Origin of the sequence: Skermanella sp. TT6 (assembly GCF_016653635.2) — a bacterium.
GTDB classification, from domain to species: domain Bacteria; phylum Pseudomonadota; class Alphaproteobacteria; order Azospirillales; family Azospirillaceae; genus Skermanella; species Skermanella cutis.
In genome coordinates this window covers 4,975,662-4,992,446 of sequence record NZ_CP067420.1, presented here as the reverse complement: position 1 = coordinate 4,992,446, position 16,785 = coordinate 4,975,662, and the positions used below count along the sequence as shown (strand labels likewise).

The window sequence follows — 16,785 nt, the reverse complement described above, 5'->3', positions numbered from 1 at the left end:
TCCCTTCGCTCACCGACGGATCGGGGCTTCAGCGTGCATCAGCTCTCCCATGGCCTGAACATCCTTCTCGCCGAGGACAACCCCGCGGACGCGCGCCTGGTCGAGGAGGTCATGAAGGAGGGCAGGTTCCTGGCGAAGCTGCACCATGTGGAGGACGGGGTCGAGGCCATGGCGTTCCTGCGCCGGCAGCCCCCTCACGAGGCCGCGCCGCGCCCGGACCTGCTGCTGCTCGACCTCAACATGCCGAAGAAGGACGGCTGGGAAGTGCTGGAGGACATCCGCGCCGACCCCGGCCTAACCGATCTGCCGGTCATCATCCTGACCACCTCGGACGTCCATTCCGACGTGCGGCGGGCCTACAGCAGGCACGCCAACTGCTTCCTGACCAAGCCGGTGGAGCTTGAGGATTTCATCAGGATGATCACCCTGCTGAAGGACTTCTGGCTGACCGCCGTCCGGCTGCCGTCCGGCTGATCCCGTCGCGGCGCGGAATGCCTGACATGCTTCCCATCCAGGTCCTGCTGGTCGAGGACAATCCCGGCGACGCCCGCCTCGTCCGCGAACTGCTCGGCGAGGAGGAGGGCCGCTTCGTCGTCGACCATGCCGGCTCCCTGGGAGCCGCGTGCGAGCGGCTCTCGGCAGGCACCAGCGACGTGGTCCTGCTCGACCTGTCGCTGCCCGACAGCCAGGGCTTCGGCACGATCAGCAGCATCCGCGCCCGGGCGTCGCACCTGCCGCTGATCGTCCTGACCGGCTTCGACGATGCCGACTTCGCGGTCGAGGCGGTCAAGGCCGGCGCGCAGGACTTCCTGGTCAAGGGGCAGTTCGAAGGCGGGACCATCCGGCGGGCGATCCGCTACGCCATCACCCGCCGATCCCTGGAGGAGCGGGTCCGCCTGTCCGAGGAGCGCCTGAAGGGAATCATCGAACTCGCCCATGACGGCATCGTGGTGATCGACGAGGGCCACCGCATCTCGCTGTTCAACCCGGCCGCCGAGCGCCTGTTCGGCTATCGGGCGGACGAGGTCCTGGGCCGGTCGCTCGACCTGCTGCTGCCCGAACGGTCGCGTCAGGTCCACCGGCGTCATGTCGAGCGGTTCGCCGGCACCGGCCGGGGTTCCAGCGCCATGACCGAGCGTCCGGCGGTGACGGGGCTGCGCCGCGACGGCACCGAGTTCGCCGCCGAGGTCTCGATCTCGCATTTCGCCTCGCCGGGAGGGCGGCTTTTCACCGCGGTGGTGCGGGACACGACGGACCGCCGCCGGGCGGAGGAGGAGTTGCTCCGGCTCGCCACCACCGACGCGCTGACCGGCGCCGCCAACCGGCGGCACTTCCTGGAGCGCGCGGAACTCGAGCTTGCCCGGCTGCGGCGCTATGGCGGCCCGGTGTCGCTGGTCATGCTCGACGTGGACCATTTCAAGCGGGTGAATGATTTGCACGGCCATGCCGCGGGCGACGCGGCGCTGATCCTGCTGGTCAAGAGCTGCCGCTGCATGCTGCGCGACACCGATCTGGTCGGCCGCCTCGGCGGGGAGGAGTTCGCGCTCCTGCTGGTGGATGCCACGGATCAGGATGCCCTGCGGATCGCGGAGCGGGTCCGCCGGAACCTGGCCGACCTGGAAGTCGCCGCCGACGACGGGACCGGCTTCGGCATCACCGTCAGCATGGGCGTGGCCGGCTGCCGGTCCGGGGATACGAGCATCGAGCAGCCCCTCGGCCGGGCTGACCGCGCCCTGTACCATGCCAAGGCGACAGGGCGCGACCGAACCGTGGTCGCGCCCTGAAGGATTATCGGATTCAAGTTTCTTGGGTCGGCCCTGGCCCGCAGGGCCAGCGCCGACAGCATGCGGAAACGTTGGAGTCCGCCGTCGGCGTTCGCCCTGACGGGCGAAGCCCGACCTACGATTTCAGGTAGCCACCGCCGGACCGTCAGCTCACTTCCAGCCGGCGCGGTCCATGATCTTCAGGGCTTCCTCGTTGTTCTTGCCGAACACGGAGGCGTTCAGCTCGTCCTCCTTGAAGGAGCCCCAGGAGGCGATGACCGGCGACAGTTCCGCCTGCTTCAGGACCGGGTATTCGTAGTTGCCTTCGGCGAAGATCTTCTGGGCCTCCGGGCTGACGAGATATTCCAGGAACTTGACGGCGTTCTCGCGGTTCGGTGCGTTCTTCAGGACGCCGGCGCCGCTGATGTTCACGTGGGTCCCGCGGTCGTTCTGGTTGGGGAAGAAGACGCCCACCTTCTCCGCGATCGCCTTGTCATCGGCCTTGCTCGACCCGACGAGGCGGCCGAGATAGTAGGTGTTGCTGATGGCGATGTCGCCCTCGCCGGCGGCGACGGCCTTGATCTGGTCGGTGTCGCCGCCCTGGGGAGCGCGGGCGAGGTTGGCGACGATGCCGCGGGCCCACTCCTCCGTCTTCTTCTCGCCGTGGGCGGCCAGGATGGCGCCGGCCAGCGACTGGTTGTAGACGTTGGTCGAGGAACGGATCAGCAGGCGGCCCTTCCACTTCGGATCGGCCAGATCCTCGTAGGTCGACAGGTCGGCCGGCTTGACCGCCGCCTTGTTGTAGATGATGACGCGGGCCCGCTTGGTCAGGCCGAACCACAGGCCGGACGGCTCGCGCAGATGGGCCGGGACAGCCTGTTCCAGCACCTGGGACTTGGTCGGCTGCAGGATTTCGGCGTTCTGGGCGCGCCACAGGCGGCCGGCATCGACGGTGATCAGGATGTCGGCCGGGCTGTTGCCGGACTCGGTCCGGATGCGCTCGATCAGCTCGTCGTCCTTGCCTTCGATGATGTTGACCTTGATGCCGGTCTGCTGGGTGAAGTTCTGGTAGAGCGCCTTGTCGGTGTCGTAGTGGCGCGACGAATAGACGTTGACCTCGGCAGCCTGGGCGGCGAAAGCCGTGCCCAAAAGGACGGCGCCGAAAGTGGCGGCAAGGGTGCCGCGAGTGAAGAAGTTCATGGGTTTCCCTCGACAGACCGGCGTGAATGAGATGCGTTCGCAACGCTCGGCACCTTGTTAGGACACGCCGCGCCTGTCAAGCGAGTTTGAGAAGCATTTTCACGTCAGCGGGTGCGCCGGTTGGCCGCGCCCCCTGCGCGCCGGCCTCCGGCGGCTTGGCCGGCCCTGGTGTCCTCGTCGAACAGTTCGGCCAGCTTCTCCATCATGGTGCCGCCCAGCTGCTCCGCGTCGACGATGGTCACCGCGCGCCGGTAATAGCGGGTGACGTCGTGGCCGATGCCGATCGCCACCAGCTCCACCGGCGAGCGGGTCTCGATCGTGTCGATCACCTGCCGCAGGTGCCTCTCCAGGTAGTTGCCGGAATTCACCGACAGCGTCGAGTCATCGACCGGTGCGCCGTCGGAGATCACCATCAGGATGCGCCGCTGCTCCGGCCGGGCCATCAGCCGGTTGTGCGCCCACAGCAGCGCCTCGCCGTCGATGTTCTCCTTCAGGATGCCTTCCCGCAGCATCAGGCCCAGGTTCTTGCGGGCGCGGCGCCACGGCGCGTCGGCGTTCTTGTAGACGATGTGCCGCAGGTCGTTGAGCCGGCCGGGATTGGCCGGCTTGCCCCGCCCGATCCACCGCTCGCGCGCCTGCCCGCCCTTCCAGGCCCGGGTGGTGAAGCCCAGGATCTCGACCTTGACCGCGCAGCGCTCCAGGGTGCGCGCCAGGATGTCGGCGCTCATCGCGGCGATGGTGATCGGCCGGCCGCGCATCGATCCCGAATTGTCGATCAGCAGGCCCACCACGGTGTCGCGGAAATCGGTCTCCTTCTCCCGCTTGAACGACAGGGGCAGCACCGGGTTGACCACCACGCGGCTCAGCCTGGCCGCGTCCAGGAGGCCGTCGTCCAGGTCGAACTCCCAGGCGCGGGTCTGCTTGGCCAGCAGCCGGCGCTGGAGCCGGTTGGCCAGCCGGGAGATCACACCCTGGAGGTGCTGGAGCTGCTGGTCGAGCAGGGCCCGCAGCCGGGTCAACTCGTCCGGGTCGCACAGCTCGTCGGCCTCGACCACCTCGTCGAACTCCGTCGTGAACGCCTTGTAGGCGTCGGGATCGACCTCGTTGCGGCGGCCGTGGTCGGGACGCCAGGGCTGCCCGGGCGAACCCGGTTCCTCCGACCCGCTGCCCTCGGCCATCTCGCCGTCCATCTGGTCGGCGCCCTCCGCCCCGTCGTCCTGGTCGACCTCGCGGGTGTCGGGCTGGGTCATGGTCTCGGTCTGGCTGGTGGAATCCTCGCCGCCGCGGGACTGGCCGTCGTTCGGCTCGTTCTCGTCCGGCTCGCCTTCCTGCTGCTCCTCGTCGTCCTCCTCGGTCGTCTCCGGCTCGCCGCCGACTTCCATGTCCAGGTGGGACAGCAGCTTGCGGACCTCGCGGGCGTAGCGGTCCTGGTCGTCCAGCAGCGCCGCCAGCTCGTTCATGTCCTTGCCGATCCGCTCCTCGACCCAGGGGCGCCACAGGTCCACCGCGAAGCGGGCGGTGGCGGGCGGCGGCGCCCCGGTCAGGGCCTCGCGGGCCAGCAGGCGCATCACCTCCGACAGCGGGGCCTGGTCGCGCTCGGTCACCCGCTCGAACCCCTGGCGGCGGTACCGCTCGTCCAGCGCCGCCCCCAGGTTGGAGGCGACGCCCGGCATGGCACGGGCGCCCAGGGCCTCGCAGCGGGCCTGCTCCAGCGCCTCGAACGCCGCCCGGGCGGTGTCGCCGGTGGGCATGCGCTGGGTGTGGATGCCGCTGTCGTGGTGGCGAAGCCGCAGGGCCACCGCGTCGGCCGCTCCGCGCAGGGTGGCGACGTCCCGGGGATTGAGGTCGCGCGCCGGCATCGGCACCCGGACCCGCGCCCCGGCCACGCCCGGCGGCTCGCCGCTGAAGCCGATCTGGAGATCGTTGCGCTCCGCGATGGCCCGGATCGTGGCCGACGTGGCGCGCTTGAAGATCTCGACGGGGTTTTCTTTGTCGGACATGTCTATCTTCGGCTCTGCTGTTTCGCGCGGGTCGGGGCGCCCCTCACCCGACCCTCGGATCGGCGCCCCCGTCTTCCTTACGCCAGGTTGGCGCGGACCCCGGTCTCCGGAAGCTCGGTGCCGAAGCAGCGCTGGTAGTACTCGGCCACGGTCGATCGCTCCACCTCGTCGCACTTGTTCAGGAAGGTGATCCGGAACGCGAACGGGATGTCGTTGAAGATCTTGGCGTTCTCGGCCCAGGTGATGACCGTGCGGGGCGACATGACGGTCGAGATGTCGCCCGACATGAATCCTGCGCGCGTCAGGTCGGCCAACTGGACCATGGCCGCGATCTGCTGGCGCCCCTTCTCGTCGTCGTAGCCCTGGACCTTGGCCGCGACGATCTTCACCTCGTCGTCGTGCGGCAGGTAGTTGAGCGTGGCGACGATGTTCCAGCGGTCCATCTGGCCCTGGTTGATCTGCTGGGTGCCGTGGTACAGGCCGGTGGTGTCGCCCAGGCCCACGGTGTTGGCGGTCGCGAACAGGCGGAACGCCGGGTGCGGCCGGATCACGCGGTTCTGGTCGAGCAGGGTCAGCTTGCCCTCGACCTCCAGCACGCGCTGGATCACGAACATGACGTCGGGGCGGCCGGCGTCGTACTCGTCGAACACGATCGCGCAGGGATGCTGGAGCGCCCAGGGCAGGATGCCCTCGCGGTACTCGGTCACCTGCATGCCGTCGCGCAGCACGATGGCGTCCTTGCCGATCAGGTCGATGCGGCTGATGTGGCTGTCCAGGTTGATCCGGATGCAGGGCCAGTTCAGGCGGGCGGCGACCTGCTCGATATGGGTCGACTTGCCGGTGCCGTGATAGCCCTGGACCATCACCCGCCTGTTGTAGGCGAAGCCGGCCAGGATCGCGAGCGTGGTGTCGTGGTCGAACCGGTAGGTGTCGTCCACGTCCGGCACATGCTCGGAGTTGGCGCTGAAGGCGGGAACCTGGAGGTCGCTGTCGATCCCGAAAGTCTGCCGGACGGAGACCTTGATGTCCGGGAGCGAGCCGGTCAGCGCTGATTGTTGTGTCGTTTCGGAGGCCATAGTGTCTGTCGCTTCATTCATCGGTTGGGTGGACGGCTCGGGCGCCGGTTCTATCGTGCGGAGGATCCCCCTTGCCGAGGATCCGGAGGAAGCCGTCTCAGGCCCCGTAGCTGGTTTTCAGTACCGAGTAGGCCCTGTTTATCCGTTTTAACGTCTCCTCCGCGGTCTTGTCGCCACCATTGATGTCGGGATGGTGGATCTTGGCGAGTTCCCGGTATCTGGCCTTGATCCGCGCGAAGTCCACCGGCGGCTCCAGGTCGAGGTCGGCCAGCGCCTCCTCCTCCGGGGTGCGCATCCGGTTGGCGGCGCCGTCGGCATGGCCGTTGCGGCCGTTCCCCCGGGCGCCGGCCCCGTCGCCGGCGTCGCGGAAGCCGTACTGGCGCATCGCCTCCTCGTGCATCGTCCGCTCGCGGGTGCGCCAGAAGCCCATCGGCCAGGTCGGCCGCTGCCATGTCACGTCGCTGCGGACGTGCCGCTCGATCTCGCGCTCCGACATGCCGGCGTAATAGTCCCACGCCTTGTTGTACTCGCGCACGTGCTCCAGGCAGAACCAGAAATATTCGTTCAGGCGCTCGCGGCCCTTAGGCGCCCTGTACTCGCCCGCGGCCGAGCATGTGGGCATGTCGCAGCAGCGGGTCGCCGGCGGCGCCTCCTCGGAAAAACGGGTCGAGTATTGGACACGGTTCTTGTGCATCGGAAAAGTATGGTCAGAGGTTGAAGCGCTGGCAAGCATCCCCGCTCGCAGCGCGGCTATCGGTTGCCGGACGGCCTGCGGTCGGCGAGGGCCAGCCAGGCCAGTCCCCCGAGGATCAGCACCAGTCCCGTCAGGTTGGTCAGCGTCACCGGTTCCCCCAGCATCGCGGCCGAGGCGATGACGCCCGCGACCGGTACGCCGAGCGTGCCCAGCGAGGTGGTGATGGCGGGCAGGGCACGGTTGACCGTGACCACCGCCCAGAAGCAGAACGCCGTGGCGATCGGCGCATTGTAGAACAGGACCGCGGCCAATTGCGCGGTCCAATCGATGGGTTTGCCGGCATCCAGGAGGACCGCGAACGGCAGCAGGGTCACCGCCGCGACCGTGAACTGCCAGGGCGCGAGTTGAAGGGGCGACGCATGCCAGGTGTGGCCGCGCACCTGTATGATCTGGGCTGCCCAGGCCAGCGCCGCAACCATCAGCAGGCCGTTGCCGATCAGGACGTCGCGGTCGGTCCAGTCGAACGCCGCCGGGTTGAACATCACCGCCACGCCCGCCATGCCGAGCAGGAACCCGACCAGGCGCCGGCCGCCCAGCCGCTCGCCCAGGAACAGCGCGGCGCCCGGCACGACCCACAGGGCAGTGGTGTAGGCCAGGATCGACGACCGGCCGGCCGGCACGAACTGGAGCGCCACCGTCACCAGCGCCAGGAACGCCCCCATCTGGAGCAGCCCGACCGACAGCACGATCGGCAGGTCATGGCGGTCCGGCAGGCGGATGCCGCCGCGCACCGCCAGCACGCCGAACATGCAGAGCGCGCCCAGCACCATCCGGATCACGGCGAAGGTCATGGGCGGGATGTCGGCCAGGCCGAGCTTCATCACCGGCCAGTTGATCCCCCAGAGAACGATGACGGTCGCGAGCAGCAGGTAGGCGCTTCGGGCCGAGACGGTGGCGCTCGCCCCGGTCCCGGCCGTGCCGGCCCCTGCGGTATCGGACGGGGAACCCGGGGAGGAAAGGGCGGGCCGGGTGGAACCGGGATCTGACAATCAGGGGCTTCCTTGACAGCGGGAAGGGGACGATAGCACTTTTCGAGGGGCGGCGATGCTGCATCCGCCGCACCACGCACCTCAACAGCCCCATCGGCAAGGCGGTTTCAAGATGACCAGCACGGCGACCCAGTCCGGGGACTACGCGACCCGCATGCGTACCAAGCTGACCGAGGCTTTCCGCCCGAGTCGGCTGGAAATCGTCGATGACTCCCACCGCCATGCCGGCCATGCCGGCGCGGATCCCCTGGGCGAAACCCATTTCAACGTCCTGATCGTGTCGGACGCCTTCGACGGGAAGTCCCGCGTCGCCCGCCAGCGCCTGGTCTACGAGGCCGTCGCGGACGAGCTGCGGGAGCGGGTCCACGCCCTGAGCCTCAGGACACTGACCCCCGCGGAGGATGCCTGATCCGCCAAGGTGAAGTCCCCTGGATGCAGGCAGCGGAAGACTGCATACAAGAGCAACCAGAGCGATAGCAGTAATGAAGAAATATCTTCCAAAGGGTATATGACATTGGTTGAAATTACCTCGAAAGTGCGTAAAGTCACACCTGCGCAACCATTCGGCTGATATGGGTTTTTCGAGGATCCCTGTCGATCGGACGGCGGCGCATTCCGTAGGATCGATTGAGAGGGATTCACCGAATGCATTCTGATCAGGCGCTAGCCGCCCCGGCGCCAGAGGTCGCCTCCGAACCGGCGGGCGCTCGCGACAACCAGCCCGCCGAATTCGCAACGGACGGCGAGGGACCCGGCGCACCGCGCCTGGAGGCGGCCATGAAGCCGAGCACGCTGGTCAGCCGGAACGTCACCGTCGCGGGGCACCGGACCAGCTGCCGGCTCGAACCCTTCATGTGGGACGCCCTGTACGACATATGCCGGCGCGAGCGGATCACCATCCACACGCTGTGCACCCAGATCAACGAGCGGAAGGAGCCGGCCACGTCCCTGACCGCCGCGATCCGGGTCTTCGCGCTGGCCTATTTCCGGGCGGCCGCCACCGAGGAGGGACATGCCCGGGCCTCCCACGGGCAAGGCGAACCGTTCCACCAGACGCCGTTCGAGACGCCGGACGCCGCCGAGTGATCGCCGGGGTTCAGTCGTTGCCGGTATAGTATTCCGGCCATTGTTTCCGGGTGACCTCGCCGTCGCTCCGGAAGGCGTGGCAGGTGTCGAGCAGCAGCGGCGGGCGTTTGCGCGCGGCGGGAGCGGACGGCGAGTCGCCGTCCACCGACCCGCCCCGCGCCCGTTCGCGCGCCAGCACGGGGAAGATCGTCTGGAACGCCGTCGTGGCGACCGGCCCCAGCAGTTCCACCAGATGGGTGCAGCCCTCGACGCCGCCCAGCAACTCCTTGACCTTCTGGGTCCACCCGGACCGGATCCGCAATCCGACCAGCCGCTGGAAGTTCGGCGTGATCGCCGGGCATACCCCGTATGGGCTCTTGTCGGTCACCGCCTCGACCGCCTTCACCTCGAACCGGTCGTCCACCGTCAGCCGGATCCACATGTCGTGGATGGGATCGCCCGGCTCGATCGGGCCGCGGAAATCGTTCTCGAACGGGTATGTCTTGACGTCGGTGATATGGCCCTCGATGTCCCACAGCCCGTCGGCCCGGCGGAAGCCCCGGCAGGTCACCCGGCGGGTATGGATATGCTCGCGCGGGGCGGGTGCTGAAAGCGGCATCTGGACCTGTGCTCTATGTTACGTATACGTAAACCAGTCATCGAATATCGGTCCTGCGCCCCGGGGGGTCAAGCGCGGCGCCGGAATGCCTGCGATGTCCCGTCACGCCGCGGCCAGCAGGATCAAGGGCAGGGCCGCCAGCGCCAGCAGGGTGGAGATCAGGATCATGCCGGCGACCTCGTCCGCCGGGCCGTTGTAGCGGACGGCGAACAGATAGCTGAAGACGGCGACCGGCATCGCGCACTGGATGACCAGCACCCCCGCCGGCAGCGGGTCCAGGCCCAGGGCCTTCGACACGGCAAGGCCGGCCGCCAGCCCCAGCCCGACGCGGAGGCAGGACAGCGCCGCCGGCCGGCCCAGCCGGTACAGCTTCAGCTTTCCCAGCGACCCGCCCAGCAGCAGGAGCATCAGCGGAACGGTCAGCCCGCCGAGCAGGCCCGTGACGTCCAGCACCCACCGGGGCAGCGGCGTGCCGGTGCCGATCAGCGCCAGCGCGACCGCCAGCGAATAGAGCGGCGGCGAGACGAGCACGGTGCGCCACGACATCTGGCCGGAGGCGAGCCCGACGCCCACCGTGAAATGGCTGATCTGGACCAGGGTGGAGAAGGCGATGGCGTAGGGCATCGCCGGCTCGCCCAGGGCGAAGAAGACGATCGGCAGGCCGAGGTTGCCGGTGTTGGGATGGATGATCGAGGGCAGGTAGGGCCGCACCGGCAGCCGCGCCAGCTTCAGCGCCGCGGCCCCGGCGGCGGCGCAGAGCGCCAGCGCGAGGCTGCCGGCGAGCAGCGTCTCCAGCAGCACGTCGAGCCGCACCTCGGTCTTCGACAGGGAGGTCAGCAGCAGGCTGGGCACGCCCAGATAGGCCACCAGGGCCGAGATCGACTTCTCGTCGAACGGCTGGCCCAGGCGCTGCCATAGCCAGCCCAGCCCGGCGCACGCGAAGATCGGCCAGACCACATGGATGAACTGAAGGATCATGGAGGCTCTATACTGCGCGGATGCGGCAGGGGAAACGGCAGACGTGCGTTGACTTTCGCACCGCACCCGTTAGCTTAGGTACACATGCTGAAGACCTCTCGCGGGAGAGATCGCCGGGCGTTCGTCCCGGTGGCGCCGAAGGAGCAACCGCCCCCGGAAACTCTCAGGCAAAAGGACCGCAGAGGGAAGCACTCTGGAAAGCAGGATGCCGGTCGGTGGATCCGACTCGGGCAAGCCTCACCGAAGGAGTAAGCCGGTCCCGCCGAAGGGTGCGCCGGTGAATCTCTCAGGTCCGCGACAGAGGGGGCCGTGACCGCGCCGTTCGCGCGGAATGGGATTCTGTCGGAGGAAATGTTCCTTGAGTAATTCAGCTGGGAGTGACTCAACTGGCGGTGACGCCCCCCTGCTCACGACGCCGCTCCACGCCCTGCATGTGGAATTGGGCGCCAAGATGGTGCCCTTCGCCGGCTACGACATGCCGGTCCAGTATCCCCTCGGTATCCTCAAGGAACATCTCCACACCCGGTCGGCCGCCGGGCTGTTCGACGTCTCGCACATGGGTCAGGTCCGCCTGATCGGCGAGGGCGCCGCGGCGGCGCTGGAGACGCTGGTTCCCGGCGACGTCCAGGCGCTGGGGCAGGGGCGGATGCGCTACAGCCTGTTCACCAACGAGCAGGGCGGCGTCCTGGACGACCTGATGATCACCAACATGGGCGACCACCTGTTCCTGGTCGTCAACGCCTCCTGCAAGCAGGCCGACGTCGCCCATCTGCGCCGCCATATCGGCGACCGGATCGCGGTCGAGTACCTGGCCGACCGCGCGCTGCTGGCGCTGCAGGGGCCGCAGGCCGCCGAGGTGCTGGCCCGGTTCGTGCCCGAGGCCGCGTCCATGCGGTTCATGACCGCGATCGAAGCCGACTTCCGCGGCGTGGCCGTGCTGATCACCCGCTCCGGCTACACCGGCGAGGACGGCTACGAGATCTCGATGCCCGACGTGCTGGCCGACACCGTCGCCCGCCTGCTGCTGGCCGAGTCCGAGGTCGAGGCGATCGGCCTGGGAGCGCGCGACTCGCTGCGGCTCGAGGCCGGGCTGTGCCTATACGGCCATGACATCGATACCACGACCACCCCTGTGGAGGCCGGCCTGAACTGGGTCATCGGCAAGCGCCGCCGCGCCGAAGGCGGCTTCCCCGGCGCCGATGTGATCCTGGGCCAGCTCGCCGACGGCACCGCGCGCCGGCGGGTCGGCATCCGCCCGGACGGCCGTGCGCCCGCCCGCGAGCATGCCCCGATCACCGACGCCTCGGGCGCCCCGATCGGCGAGGTGACCAGCGGCGGCTTCGGCCCCAGCGTCAACGGCCCGGTCGCGATGGGCTACGTCGCGGTGTCGGCCGCGGCACCGGGCACGCCGGTCAACCTGATGGTCCGGGGCAAGGCGATTCCGGCCAGGGTCGCCGAGATGCCCTTCGTCGCCCAGCGTTATTACCGGGGATAAGCGTTTCTCCGGCCGTCCTTCTTCTCAGGTTTTCAATTCCGGGATATCCGCCATGAGCACCATCAAGTTCACCAAGGACCACGAGTGGATCCGCGTCGAGGGCGACGTCGCCACCGTCGGCATCTCCGACTATGCCCAGAAGCAGCTGGGCGACGTGGTGTTTGTCGAACTGCCCGAGATCGGCCGCAACGTCGTCGCCGGCAAGGAAGCCGCCGTGGTCGAGTCGGTCAAGGCCGCCAGCGAGGTCTACGCGCCGGTTGCCGGCGACGTGGTCGAGGTCAACGAGGCGCTGGCCGACGACCCTTCCCTGGTCAACCGCGACCCCATGGGGGAGGGCTGGTTCGTCAAGCTGCGCCTCGAGAACCAGTCCGACCTGGACGACCTGATGGACGAGGCGGCCTACCAGGAATACTGCGAGGGCCTGAGCTGATGCGTTACCTGCCCCTGACCGAGGCCGACCGCCGGTCGATGCTCGCCACCATCGGCGTGCCCTCGGTCGACAGCCTGTTCCGCGACGTGCCGGAGTCGGCCCGGCTGGAGGCGCCGATCGACGGCCTCGCCCCCCATGCCGGGGAGATGGAGGTCGAGCGGACGATCGCCGCCATGGCGGCGAAGAACGTGGCCGCCGGCAGCGTGCCCAGCTTCCTGGGCGCCGGGGCCTACCGCCACCACGTGCCCGCGGCGGTCGATCACCTGATCCAGCGCGGCGAGTTCCTGACCTCCTACACGCCCTACCAGCCGGAGGTCACCCAGGGCACGCTCCAGTACCTGTTCGAGTTCCAGACCCAGGTGGCCCTGATCACCGGCATGGACGTGGCGAACGCCTCGCTCTATGACGGCGCCACCTCCTGCGCCGAGGCGGTGATGATGGCGAACCGGGTGACCCGGCGCAGCCGCGCCGTGCTGTCCGGCAGCCTCCACCCGCACTACCGCGACGTGACGGCCACCAACGCCCGCTTCCACGGGTTCGAGGTGGTGACGGCCCCCGCCGACCCGGAGGGGAAGGAAGACCTGGCGGCCCTTATCGACGACAAGACCTCCTGCGTCGTGGTGCAGAACCCGGGCTTCTTCGGGCAGGTGCGCGACCTGACCGACCTGGCCGCCGCGGTCCACGCCAAGGGCGCGCTGCTGATCGTCGCGGTCGCGGAGGTCGTCTCGCTGGGGCTGCTGACGCCGCCGGGCGAGATGGGCGCCGACATCGTCGTGGCCGAGGGGCAGTCGATCGGCAACGCCTTGAACTTCGGCGGGCCCTATGTCGGCCTGTTCGCGACGCGCGACAAGTATGTCCGCCACATGCCCGGCCGCCTGACCGGCCAGACCGTCGATGCCGAGGGCCGGCGCGGCTGGGTGCTGACGCTGTCCACCCGCGAGCAGCATATCCGGCGCGAGAAGGCGACCAGCAACATCTGCACCAACAGCGGTCTGTGCGCGCTGGCCTTCACGATCCACATGAGCCTGCTGGGCGAGGAAGGTTTCACGCGCCTGGCCCGGCTGAACCATGCCAAGGCGGTGCAACTCGCCGACAGGCTGGACTCGCTGAAGGGCGTCGAGGTGGTCAGCGACAGCTTCTTCAACGAGTTCGCCGTCCGCCTGAAGAAGCCCGCCGCGAAGGTGGTCAACAAGCTGGCCAAGGCCGGCATCCTCGGCGGCGTCCCGGTTTCCCGCCTTTATCCCGGCGACGAGGCCCTGGCCGACCTGCTGCTGGTGACCGCGACCGAGACCAACACCGACGCCGACATGGATGCCCTGGCCTCCGGCCTGAAGGAAGCACTGTCATGAACACCCAGGGACGCAAGACCCACATCGACGCGCTGGGCGTCGAGGGCGGCGGAGCGGCTTCCGCCGCGGCCGGCACCATCAGCGGCAACCGCGCGCTGATGCTGGAAGAACCCCTGATCTTCGAGCAGGACAGCCCCGGCACCACCGGCGTGGACCTGCCGGAGCCGCCCGCCGTCAAGAGCCGCTTAGGCCAAGTGCGGGAGCGCGGGCGGATCGGCCTGCCCGGCCTCAGCGAGCCCGAGGTGATCCGTCACTATACCCGGCTGTCCCAGAAGAACTACGCGATCGACAGCGGGCTCTATCCGCTGGGATCGTGCACCATGAAGCACAACCCGCGCCTGAACGAGAAGCTGGCCCGCCTGCCGGGCTTCAGCGACATCCACCCGCTCCAGCCGGAGCGGACGGTGCAGGGCGCGCTGGAATTGATCGACACGCTGGCCCACTGGCTGAAGACGCTGACCGGCATGCCGGCCGTCGCCATGTCGCCGGCGGCCGGAGCCCACGGCGAGCTGTGCGGCATGATGTCGATCCGCGCCGCCATCGAGGACCGCGACGGCGGCACCAGCCAGCGCCGCCGCGTGCTGGTCCCCGAATCCGCGCACGGCACCAACCCGGCGACGGCCGCCGCCTGCGGCTTCACCGTGGACGCGATCCCGGCCGACGCCACCGGCCGGGTCGATGTCGAGGCGCTGAAGTCCAAGCTGGGCGACGACGTCGCCGCGATCATGCTGACCAACCCGAACACCTGCGGGCTGTTCGAGCGCGACATCGTCGAGATCGCGGAAGCGGTGCATGCGGCCGGCGCCTATTTCTACTGCGACGGCGCCAACTTCAACGCCATCGTCGGCCGGGTCCGTCCCGCCGACCTCGGCATCGACGCGATGCACATCAACCTGCACAAGACCTTCTCCACGCCCCACGGCGGCGGCGGCCCGGGCAGCGGTCCGGTCGTACTGTCCGACGCGCTGGCGAAGTTCGTGCCCTTGCCCTACGTGGTCCACGGCCCGGACGGCTTCTCCCTGGTCGAGAGCGGTGCGGACGAGGACTCCACCGGCAAGGAGTTCGGCCGGCTGAAGGGCTTCCACGGGCAGATGGGCATGTTCGTGCGGGCGTTGGCCTATATCCTGAGCCACGGCGCCGACGGGTTGCGGCAGGTGGCCTCCGACGCCGTGCTCAACGCCAACTACGTGATGGCGAGCCTGGGCGACGTGATGACGCCGTCGTTCGAGGGGCCGTGCATGCACGAGGCGCTGTTCGACGACCGCTTCCTCAAGGGCACCGGGGTGACCACGCTCGACTTCGCCAAGGCGATGATCGACGAGGGCTACCACCCCATGACCATGTATTTCCCGCTGGTCGTCCACGGCGCCTTCCTGATCGAGCCGACCGAGACCGAGAGCAAGCAGAGCCTGGACGCCTTCATCCGCGTGATGCGCGGCCTTGCCGAGCGCGCCAAGTCCGGCGACGCCGACCACTTCCTCGGTGCCCCGCGGATGACGCCGCGGAGACGCCTGGACGAAACGGGCGCGGCCCGCAAGCCGGTGCTGCGCTGGGTGCCGGAAGTGGAGCAGCGGGAGGCGGCGGAGTAATCTTCCGCCCATCCCCCGCTCAGGAGGGCGGAGCGCCGGGAACGGGATGGATGTTCCCGGCGTTCAGCGCAAGCCGTAGTTCGCCATGCTCGAACGCGGTTTCCATGCGGTCGATCTCCGACGGCTTGACGCCCAGGGACGCGGCGACGGTTCGCCATCGCGAAGTCGCGGAGGCAACCTCGCGGACGATCGCGTTGGCCCCGGACGGGGACAGGCCGAGATACCCGGCATTCTCAAGAGCCAGTTCGATGGAGCAGGAACAGTTCGGTCGAGTCGAAGTCGGACCCGGATGTAGGGCCCAGGTCGGCATGAACATCAATCTCGCTCCCGCTCATTCCAGGAGCGCCTTTCTCGGCCGGACACGCTTGGGCAGCCGCTCGTTCTCCAGATCCTCGCCAAGCTGGTCGTCGGCCGCCAAGTCGCCCAGCCCGCCGATCAATCCCAACGCCTGCATCACCGACGCATAGATGCCGAACGACACGGCGGGATCGCCTTGCTCCACGCGGGCCAAGGTCGGGGTGTGCGGCGTCGCCATGATGGCTTGATGCTAGCTTCCATAAACCTTACAGACGTCAAAGTATGTTCAAGCTGGCATAAACTCAAGGCCAGAGCTTGGCGCGTACTGCGCTGAGCGCCAGAGGTGGAGCAGTGGGGAGGCGGTAAGGTTTGGCCGCAGATGCACGCAGATAAACCCAGATAAAAATCGATCATTGACGCAAGCCGTCATTTCATTGATCCGAAGATCAAATATTCATCTGGGTTTATCTGCGTGTATCTGTGGCCAAATACCTTTGAGCTTTCACCGCGCCAACGCCCCCATAACCTCGTCCACCTCGGCCGTCCATCCCACGATCGCCCCCTGCGCGCGGACCATCTCCAGCGTCGCCTGCTTGAAGGCGGGGAAGTAGCTTTCCGTCGCGTCCTCGACCAGCAGGCATTCGAAGCCGCGGTCGTTGGCTTCTCGCATGGTGGTCTGGACGCACACCTCCGTCGTGACGCCCGCGAACAGCAGGTGGGTGATGCCGCGCTCGGCCAGGATCTCGCCGAGCCGCGTGGCGTAGAAGGCGCCCTTGCCGGGCTTGTCGATCACGATCTCTCCCGGCAGCGGGGCGAGGTCGTCCACGATGGCGTTGCCCGGCTCCCCCTTGACCAGGATGCGCCCCATCGGTCCTTCGTCGCCGATCCGCAGGTCGGAGGAGCCGCGCAGACGCTTCGCCGGCGGGCAGTCCGACAGGTCCGGCTCATGCGCCTCCCGGGTGTGGATGATGGTCAAGCCGGCCGCCCGGCAGCCGTCGAGCAGGCGGCGGACATGGGGCACCAGGGCCGCCAGAGGCGTCACGTCGTTGCCCAGGGCCTCGCCGAAGCCGCCGGGCTCGATGAAGTCGCGCTGCATGTCGATGATGACCAGCGCGGTGCGGGCGGGGGGAAAGGCGAAGGGGTAGGGCTTGGCGGTCGGTATCGTCAGGACATCGGTCATG

18 protein-coding genes and 1 riboswitch are annotated in these 16,785 nt (G+C 68.4%); of the genes, 8 read left to right on the top strand and 10 right to left on the bottom strand.

The window, feature by feature from the left end:
• Positions 1-33: 33 nt before the first annotated feature.
• Both IGS68_RS23265 and IGS68_RS23260 read left to right on the top strand, forming a co-directional pair.
• Complete coding sequence (locus IGS68_RS23265; RefSeq protein WP_256445729.1) at positions 34-474, top strand: response regulator; 441 nt, start codon at positions 34-36, stop codon at positions 472-474.
• Positions 475-500: 26 nt separating this feature from the next.
• Positions 501-1,784, top strand: coding sequence for a diguanylate cyclase (locus tag IGS68_RS23260; protein ID WP_201074458.1), 1,284 nt, complete (start codon positions 501-503; stop codon positions 1,782-1,784).
• A gap of 150 nt (positions 1,785-1,934) precedes the next feature.
• On the opposite strand, the gene IGS68_RS23255 is transcribed toward IGS68_RS23260, so the two are convergent.
• From IGS68_RS23255 to IGS68_RS23235, 5 genes are all read right to left on the bottom strand, one after another.
• Positions 1,935-2,963, bottom strand: coding sequence for a Fe(3+) ABC transporter substrate-binding protein (locus tag IGS68_RS23255; RefSeq protein WP_201074449.1), 1,029 nt, complete (start codon positions 2,961-2,963; stop codon positions 1,935-1,937).
• Between the two features lie 104 nt (positions 2,964-3,067).
• Positions 3,068-4,963, bottom strand: a complete 1,896-nt coding sequence (cobT, locus tag IGS68_RS23250; RefSeq protein WP_201074447.1) for a cobaltochelatase subunit CobT — start codon at positions 4,961-4,963, stop codon at positions 3,068-3,070.
• 77 nt (positions 4,964-5,040) lie between these two features.
• Positions 5,041-6,039, bottom strand: coding sequence for a cobaltochelatase subunit CobS (cobS, locus tag IGS68_RS23245; RefSeq protein WP_201074438.1), 999 nt, complete (start codon positions 6,037-6,039; stop codon positions 5,041-5,043).
• Between the two features lie 97 nt (positions 6,040-6,136).
• Positions 6,137-6,733 (bottom strand): J domain-containing protein, encoded by a 597-nt coding sequence (locus IGS68_RS23240; RefSeq protein ID WP_201074431.1) that lies wholly within the window; start codon positions 6,731-6,733, stop codon positions 6,137-6,139.
• A gap of 56 nt (positions 6,734-6,789) precedes the next feature.
• Positions 6,790-7,782, bottom strand: coding sequence for a DMT family transporter (locus tag IGS68_RS23235; protein WP_247881037.1), 993 nt, complete (start codon positions 7,780-7,782; stop codon positions 6,790-6,792).
• Positions 7,783-7,894: 112 nt separating this feature from the next.
• Here IGS68_RS23235 and IGS68_RS23230 point away from each other — a divergent pair, with 112 nt between their 5' ends.
• Complete coding sequence (locus tag IGS68_RS23230) at positions 7,895-8,191, top strand: BolA family protein (RefSeq protein WP_201074429.1); 297 nt, start codon at positions 7,895-7,897, stop codon at positions 8,189-8,191.
• Between the two features lie 236 nt (positions 8,192-8,427).
• Positions 8,428-8,868, top strand: a complete 441-nt coding sequence (locus IGS68_RS23225; RefSeq protein ID WP_247881036.1) for a ribbon-helix-helix domain-containing protein — start codon at positions 8,428-8,430, stop codon at positions 8,866-8,868.
• A gap of 10 nt (positions 8,869-8,878) precedes the next feature.
• Here IGS68_RS23225 and IGS68_RS23220 read toward each other — a convergent pair whose 3' ends face one another.
• Both IGS68_RS23220 and IGS68_RS23215 read right to left on the bottom strand, forming a co-directional pair.
• Complete coding sequence (locus IGS68_RS23220; protein ID WP_201074427.1) at positions 8,879-9,466, bottom strand: DUF2889 domain-containing protein; 588 nt, start codon at positions 9,464-9,466, stop codon at positions 8,879-8,881.
• 102 nt (positions 9,467-9,568) lie between these two features.
• Positions 9,569-10,444: an AEC family transporter gene (locus IGS68_RS23215; RefSeq protein WP_201074425.1), complete on the bottom strand. Its 876-nt coding sequence runs from the start codon at positions 10,442-10,444 to the stop codon at positions 9,569-9,571.
• A gap of 91 nt (positions 10,445-10,535) precedes the next feature.
• Positions 10,536-10,633, top strand: a riboswitch (glycine riboswitch).
• 262 nt (positions 10,634-10,895) lie between these two features.
• Here IGS68_RS23215 and gcvT point away from each other — a divergent pair.
• Genes gcvT through gcvPB form a run of 4 tightly spaced genes read left to right on the top strand, consistent with a single transcriptional unit; the run spans position 10,896 to position 15,307 of the window.
• Positions 10,896-11,939 carry a glycine cleavage system aminomethyltransferase GcvT gene (gcvT, locus tag IGS68_RS23210; RefSeq protein WP_371821917.1) on the top strand — a complete coding sequence of 348 codons (1,044 nt, stop codon included), beginning with the start codon at positions 10,896-10,898 and terminating at the stop codon, positions 11,937-11,939.
• Positions 11,940-11,991: 52 nt separating this feature from the next.
• Positions 11,992-12,369: a glycine cleavage system protein GcvH gene (gcvH, locus tag IGS68_RS23205; protein WP_201074421.1), complete on the top strand. Its 378-nt coding sequence runs from the start codon at positions 11,992-11,994 to the stop codon at positions 12,367-12,369.
• On the top strand, positions 12,369-13,718 hold the full coding sequence (gene gcvPA, locus IGS68_RS23200) for an aminomethyl-transferring glycine dehydrogenase subunit GcvPA (RefSeq protein WP_201074419.1): 1,350 nt from the start codon (positions 12,369-12,371) through the stop codon (positions 13,716-13,718). The genes gcvH and gcvPA overlap by 1 nt, the downstream gene beginning before the upstream one ends.
• Entirely contained in the window at positions 13,715-15,307 is a 1,593-nt protein-coding gene (gene gcvPB, locus IGS68_RS23195; RefSeq protein ID WP_201074417.1) for an aminomethyl-transferring glycine dehydrogenase subunit GcvPB, read from the top strand. The genes gcvPA and gcvPB overlap by 4 nt, the downstream gene beginning before the upstream one ends.
• A gap of 19 nt (positions 15,308-15,326) precedes the next feature.
• Here the strand turns inward: gcvPB and IGS68_RS23190 are convergent, their stop codons facing one another.
• From IGS68_RS23190 to IGS68_RS23180, 3 genes are all read right to left on the bottom strand, one after another.
• Positions 15,327-15,623 (bottom strand): hypothetical protein, encoded by a 297-nt coding sequence (locus tag IGS68_RS23190; RefSeq protein WP_201074415.1) that lies wholly within the window; start codon positions 15,621-15,623, stop codon positions 15,327-15,329.
• A gap of 15 nt (positions 15,624-15,638) precedes the next feature.
• Positions 15,639-15,842 (bottom strand): XRE family transcriptional regulator, encoded by a 204-nt coding sequence (locus tag IGS68_RS23185; protein ID WP_201074407.1) that lies wholly within the window; start codon positions 15,840-15,842, stop codon positions 15,639-15,641.
• 264 nt (positions 15,843-16,106) lie between these two features.
• Positions 16,107-16,784: a cysteine hydrolase family protein gene (locus IGS68_RS23180; RefSeq protein ID WP_201074405.1), complete on the bottom strand. Its 678-nt coding sequence runs from the start codon at positions 16,782-16,784 to the stop codon at positions 16,107-16,109.
• Position 16,785 lies beyond the last annotated feature (1 nt).

Excerpts from the sequence above, each read along its gene's own strand:
- IGS68_RS23260 (WP_201074458.1), top strand. The coding sequence starts at position 501 with ATGCTTCCCATCCAGGTCCTGCTGGTCGAGGACAATCCCGGCGACGCC.
- gcvPB (WP_201074417.1), top strand. The coding sequence starts at position 13,715 with ATGAACACCCAGGGACGCAAGACCCACATCGACGCGCTGGGCGTCGAG.
- IGS68_RS23185 (WP_201074407.1), bottom strand. The coding sequence starts at position 15,842 with ATGGCGACGCCGCACACCCCGACCTTGGCCCGCGTGGAGCAAGGCGAT.
- IGS68_RS23215 (WP_201074425.1), bottom strand. The coding sequence starts at position 10,444 with ATGATCCTTCAGTTCATCCATGTGGTCTGGCCGATCTTCGCGTGCGCC.
- cobS (WP_201074438.1), bottom strand. The coding sequence starts at position 6,039 with ATGGCCTCCGAAACGACACAACAATCAGCGCTGACCGGCTCGCTCCCG.
- gcvT (WP_371821917.1), top strand. The coding sequence starts at position 10,896 with ATGGTGCCCTTCGCCGGCTACGACATGCCGGTCCAGTATCCCCTCGGT.
- IGS68_RS23230 (WP_201074429.1), top strand. The coding sequence starts at position 7,895 with ATGACCAGCACGGCGACCCAGTCCGGGGACTACGCGACCCGCATGCGT.
- IGS68_RS23220 (WP_201074427.1), bottom strand. The coding sequence starts at position 9,466 with ATGCCGCTTTCAGCACCCGCCCCGCGCGAGCATATCCATACCCGCCGG.
- IGS68_RS23190 (WP_201074415.1), bottom strand. The coding sequence starts at position 15,623 with ATGTTCATGCCGACCTGGGCCCTACATCCGGGTCCGACTTCGACTCGA.
- IGS68_RS23180 (WP_201074405.1), bottom strand. The coding sequence starts at position 16,784 with ATGACCGATGTCCTGACGATACCGACCGCCAAGCCCTACCCCTTCGCC.
- cobT (WP_201074447.1), bottom strand. The coding sequence starts at position 4,963 with ATGTCCGACAAAGAAAACCCCGTCGAGATCTTCAAGCGCGCCACGTCG.
- gcvH (WP_201074421.1), top strand. The coding sequence starts at position 11,992 with ATGAGCACCATCAAGTTCACCAAGGACCACGAGTGGATCCGCGTCGAG.
- gcvPA (WP_201074419.1), top strand. The coding sequence starts at position 12,369 with ATGCGTTACCTGCCCCTGACCGAGGCCGACCGCCGGTCGATGCTCGCC.
- IGS68_RS23225 (WP_247881036.1), top strand. The coding sequence starts at position 8,428 with ATGCATTCTGATCAGGCGCTAGCCGCCCCGGCGCCAGAGGTCGCCTCC.
- IGS68_RS23255 (WP_201074449.1), bottom strand. The coding sequence starts at position 2,963 with ATGAACTTCTTCACTCGCGGCACCCTTGCCGCCACTTTCGGCGCCGTC.
- IGS68_RS23240 (WP_201074431.1), bottom strand. The coding sequence starts at position 6,733 with ATGCACAAGAACCGTGTCCAATACTCGACCCGTTTTTCCGAGGAGGCG.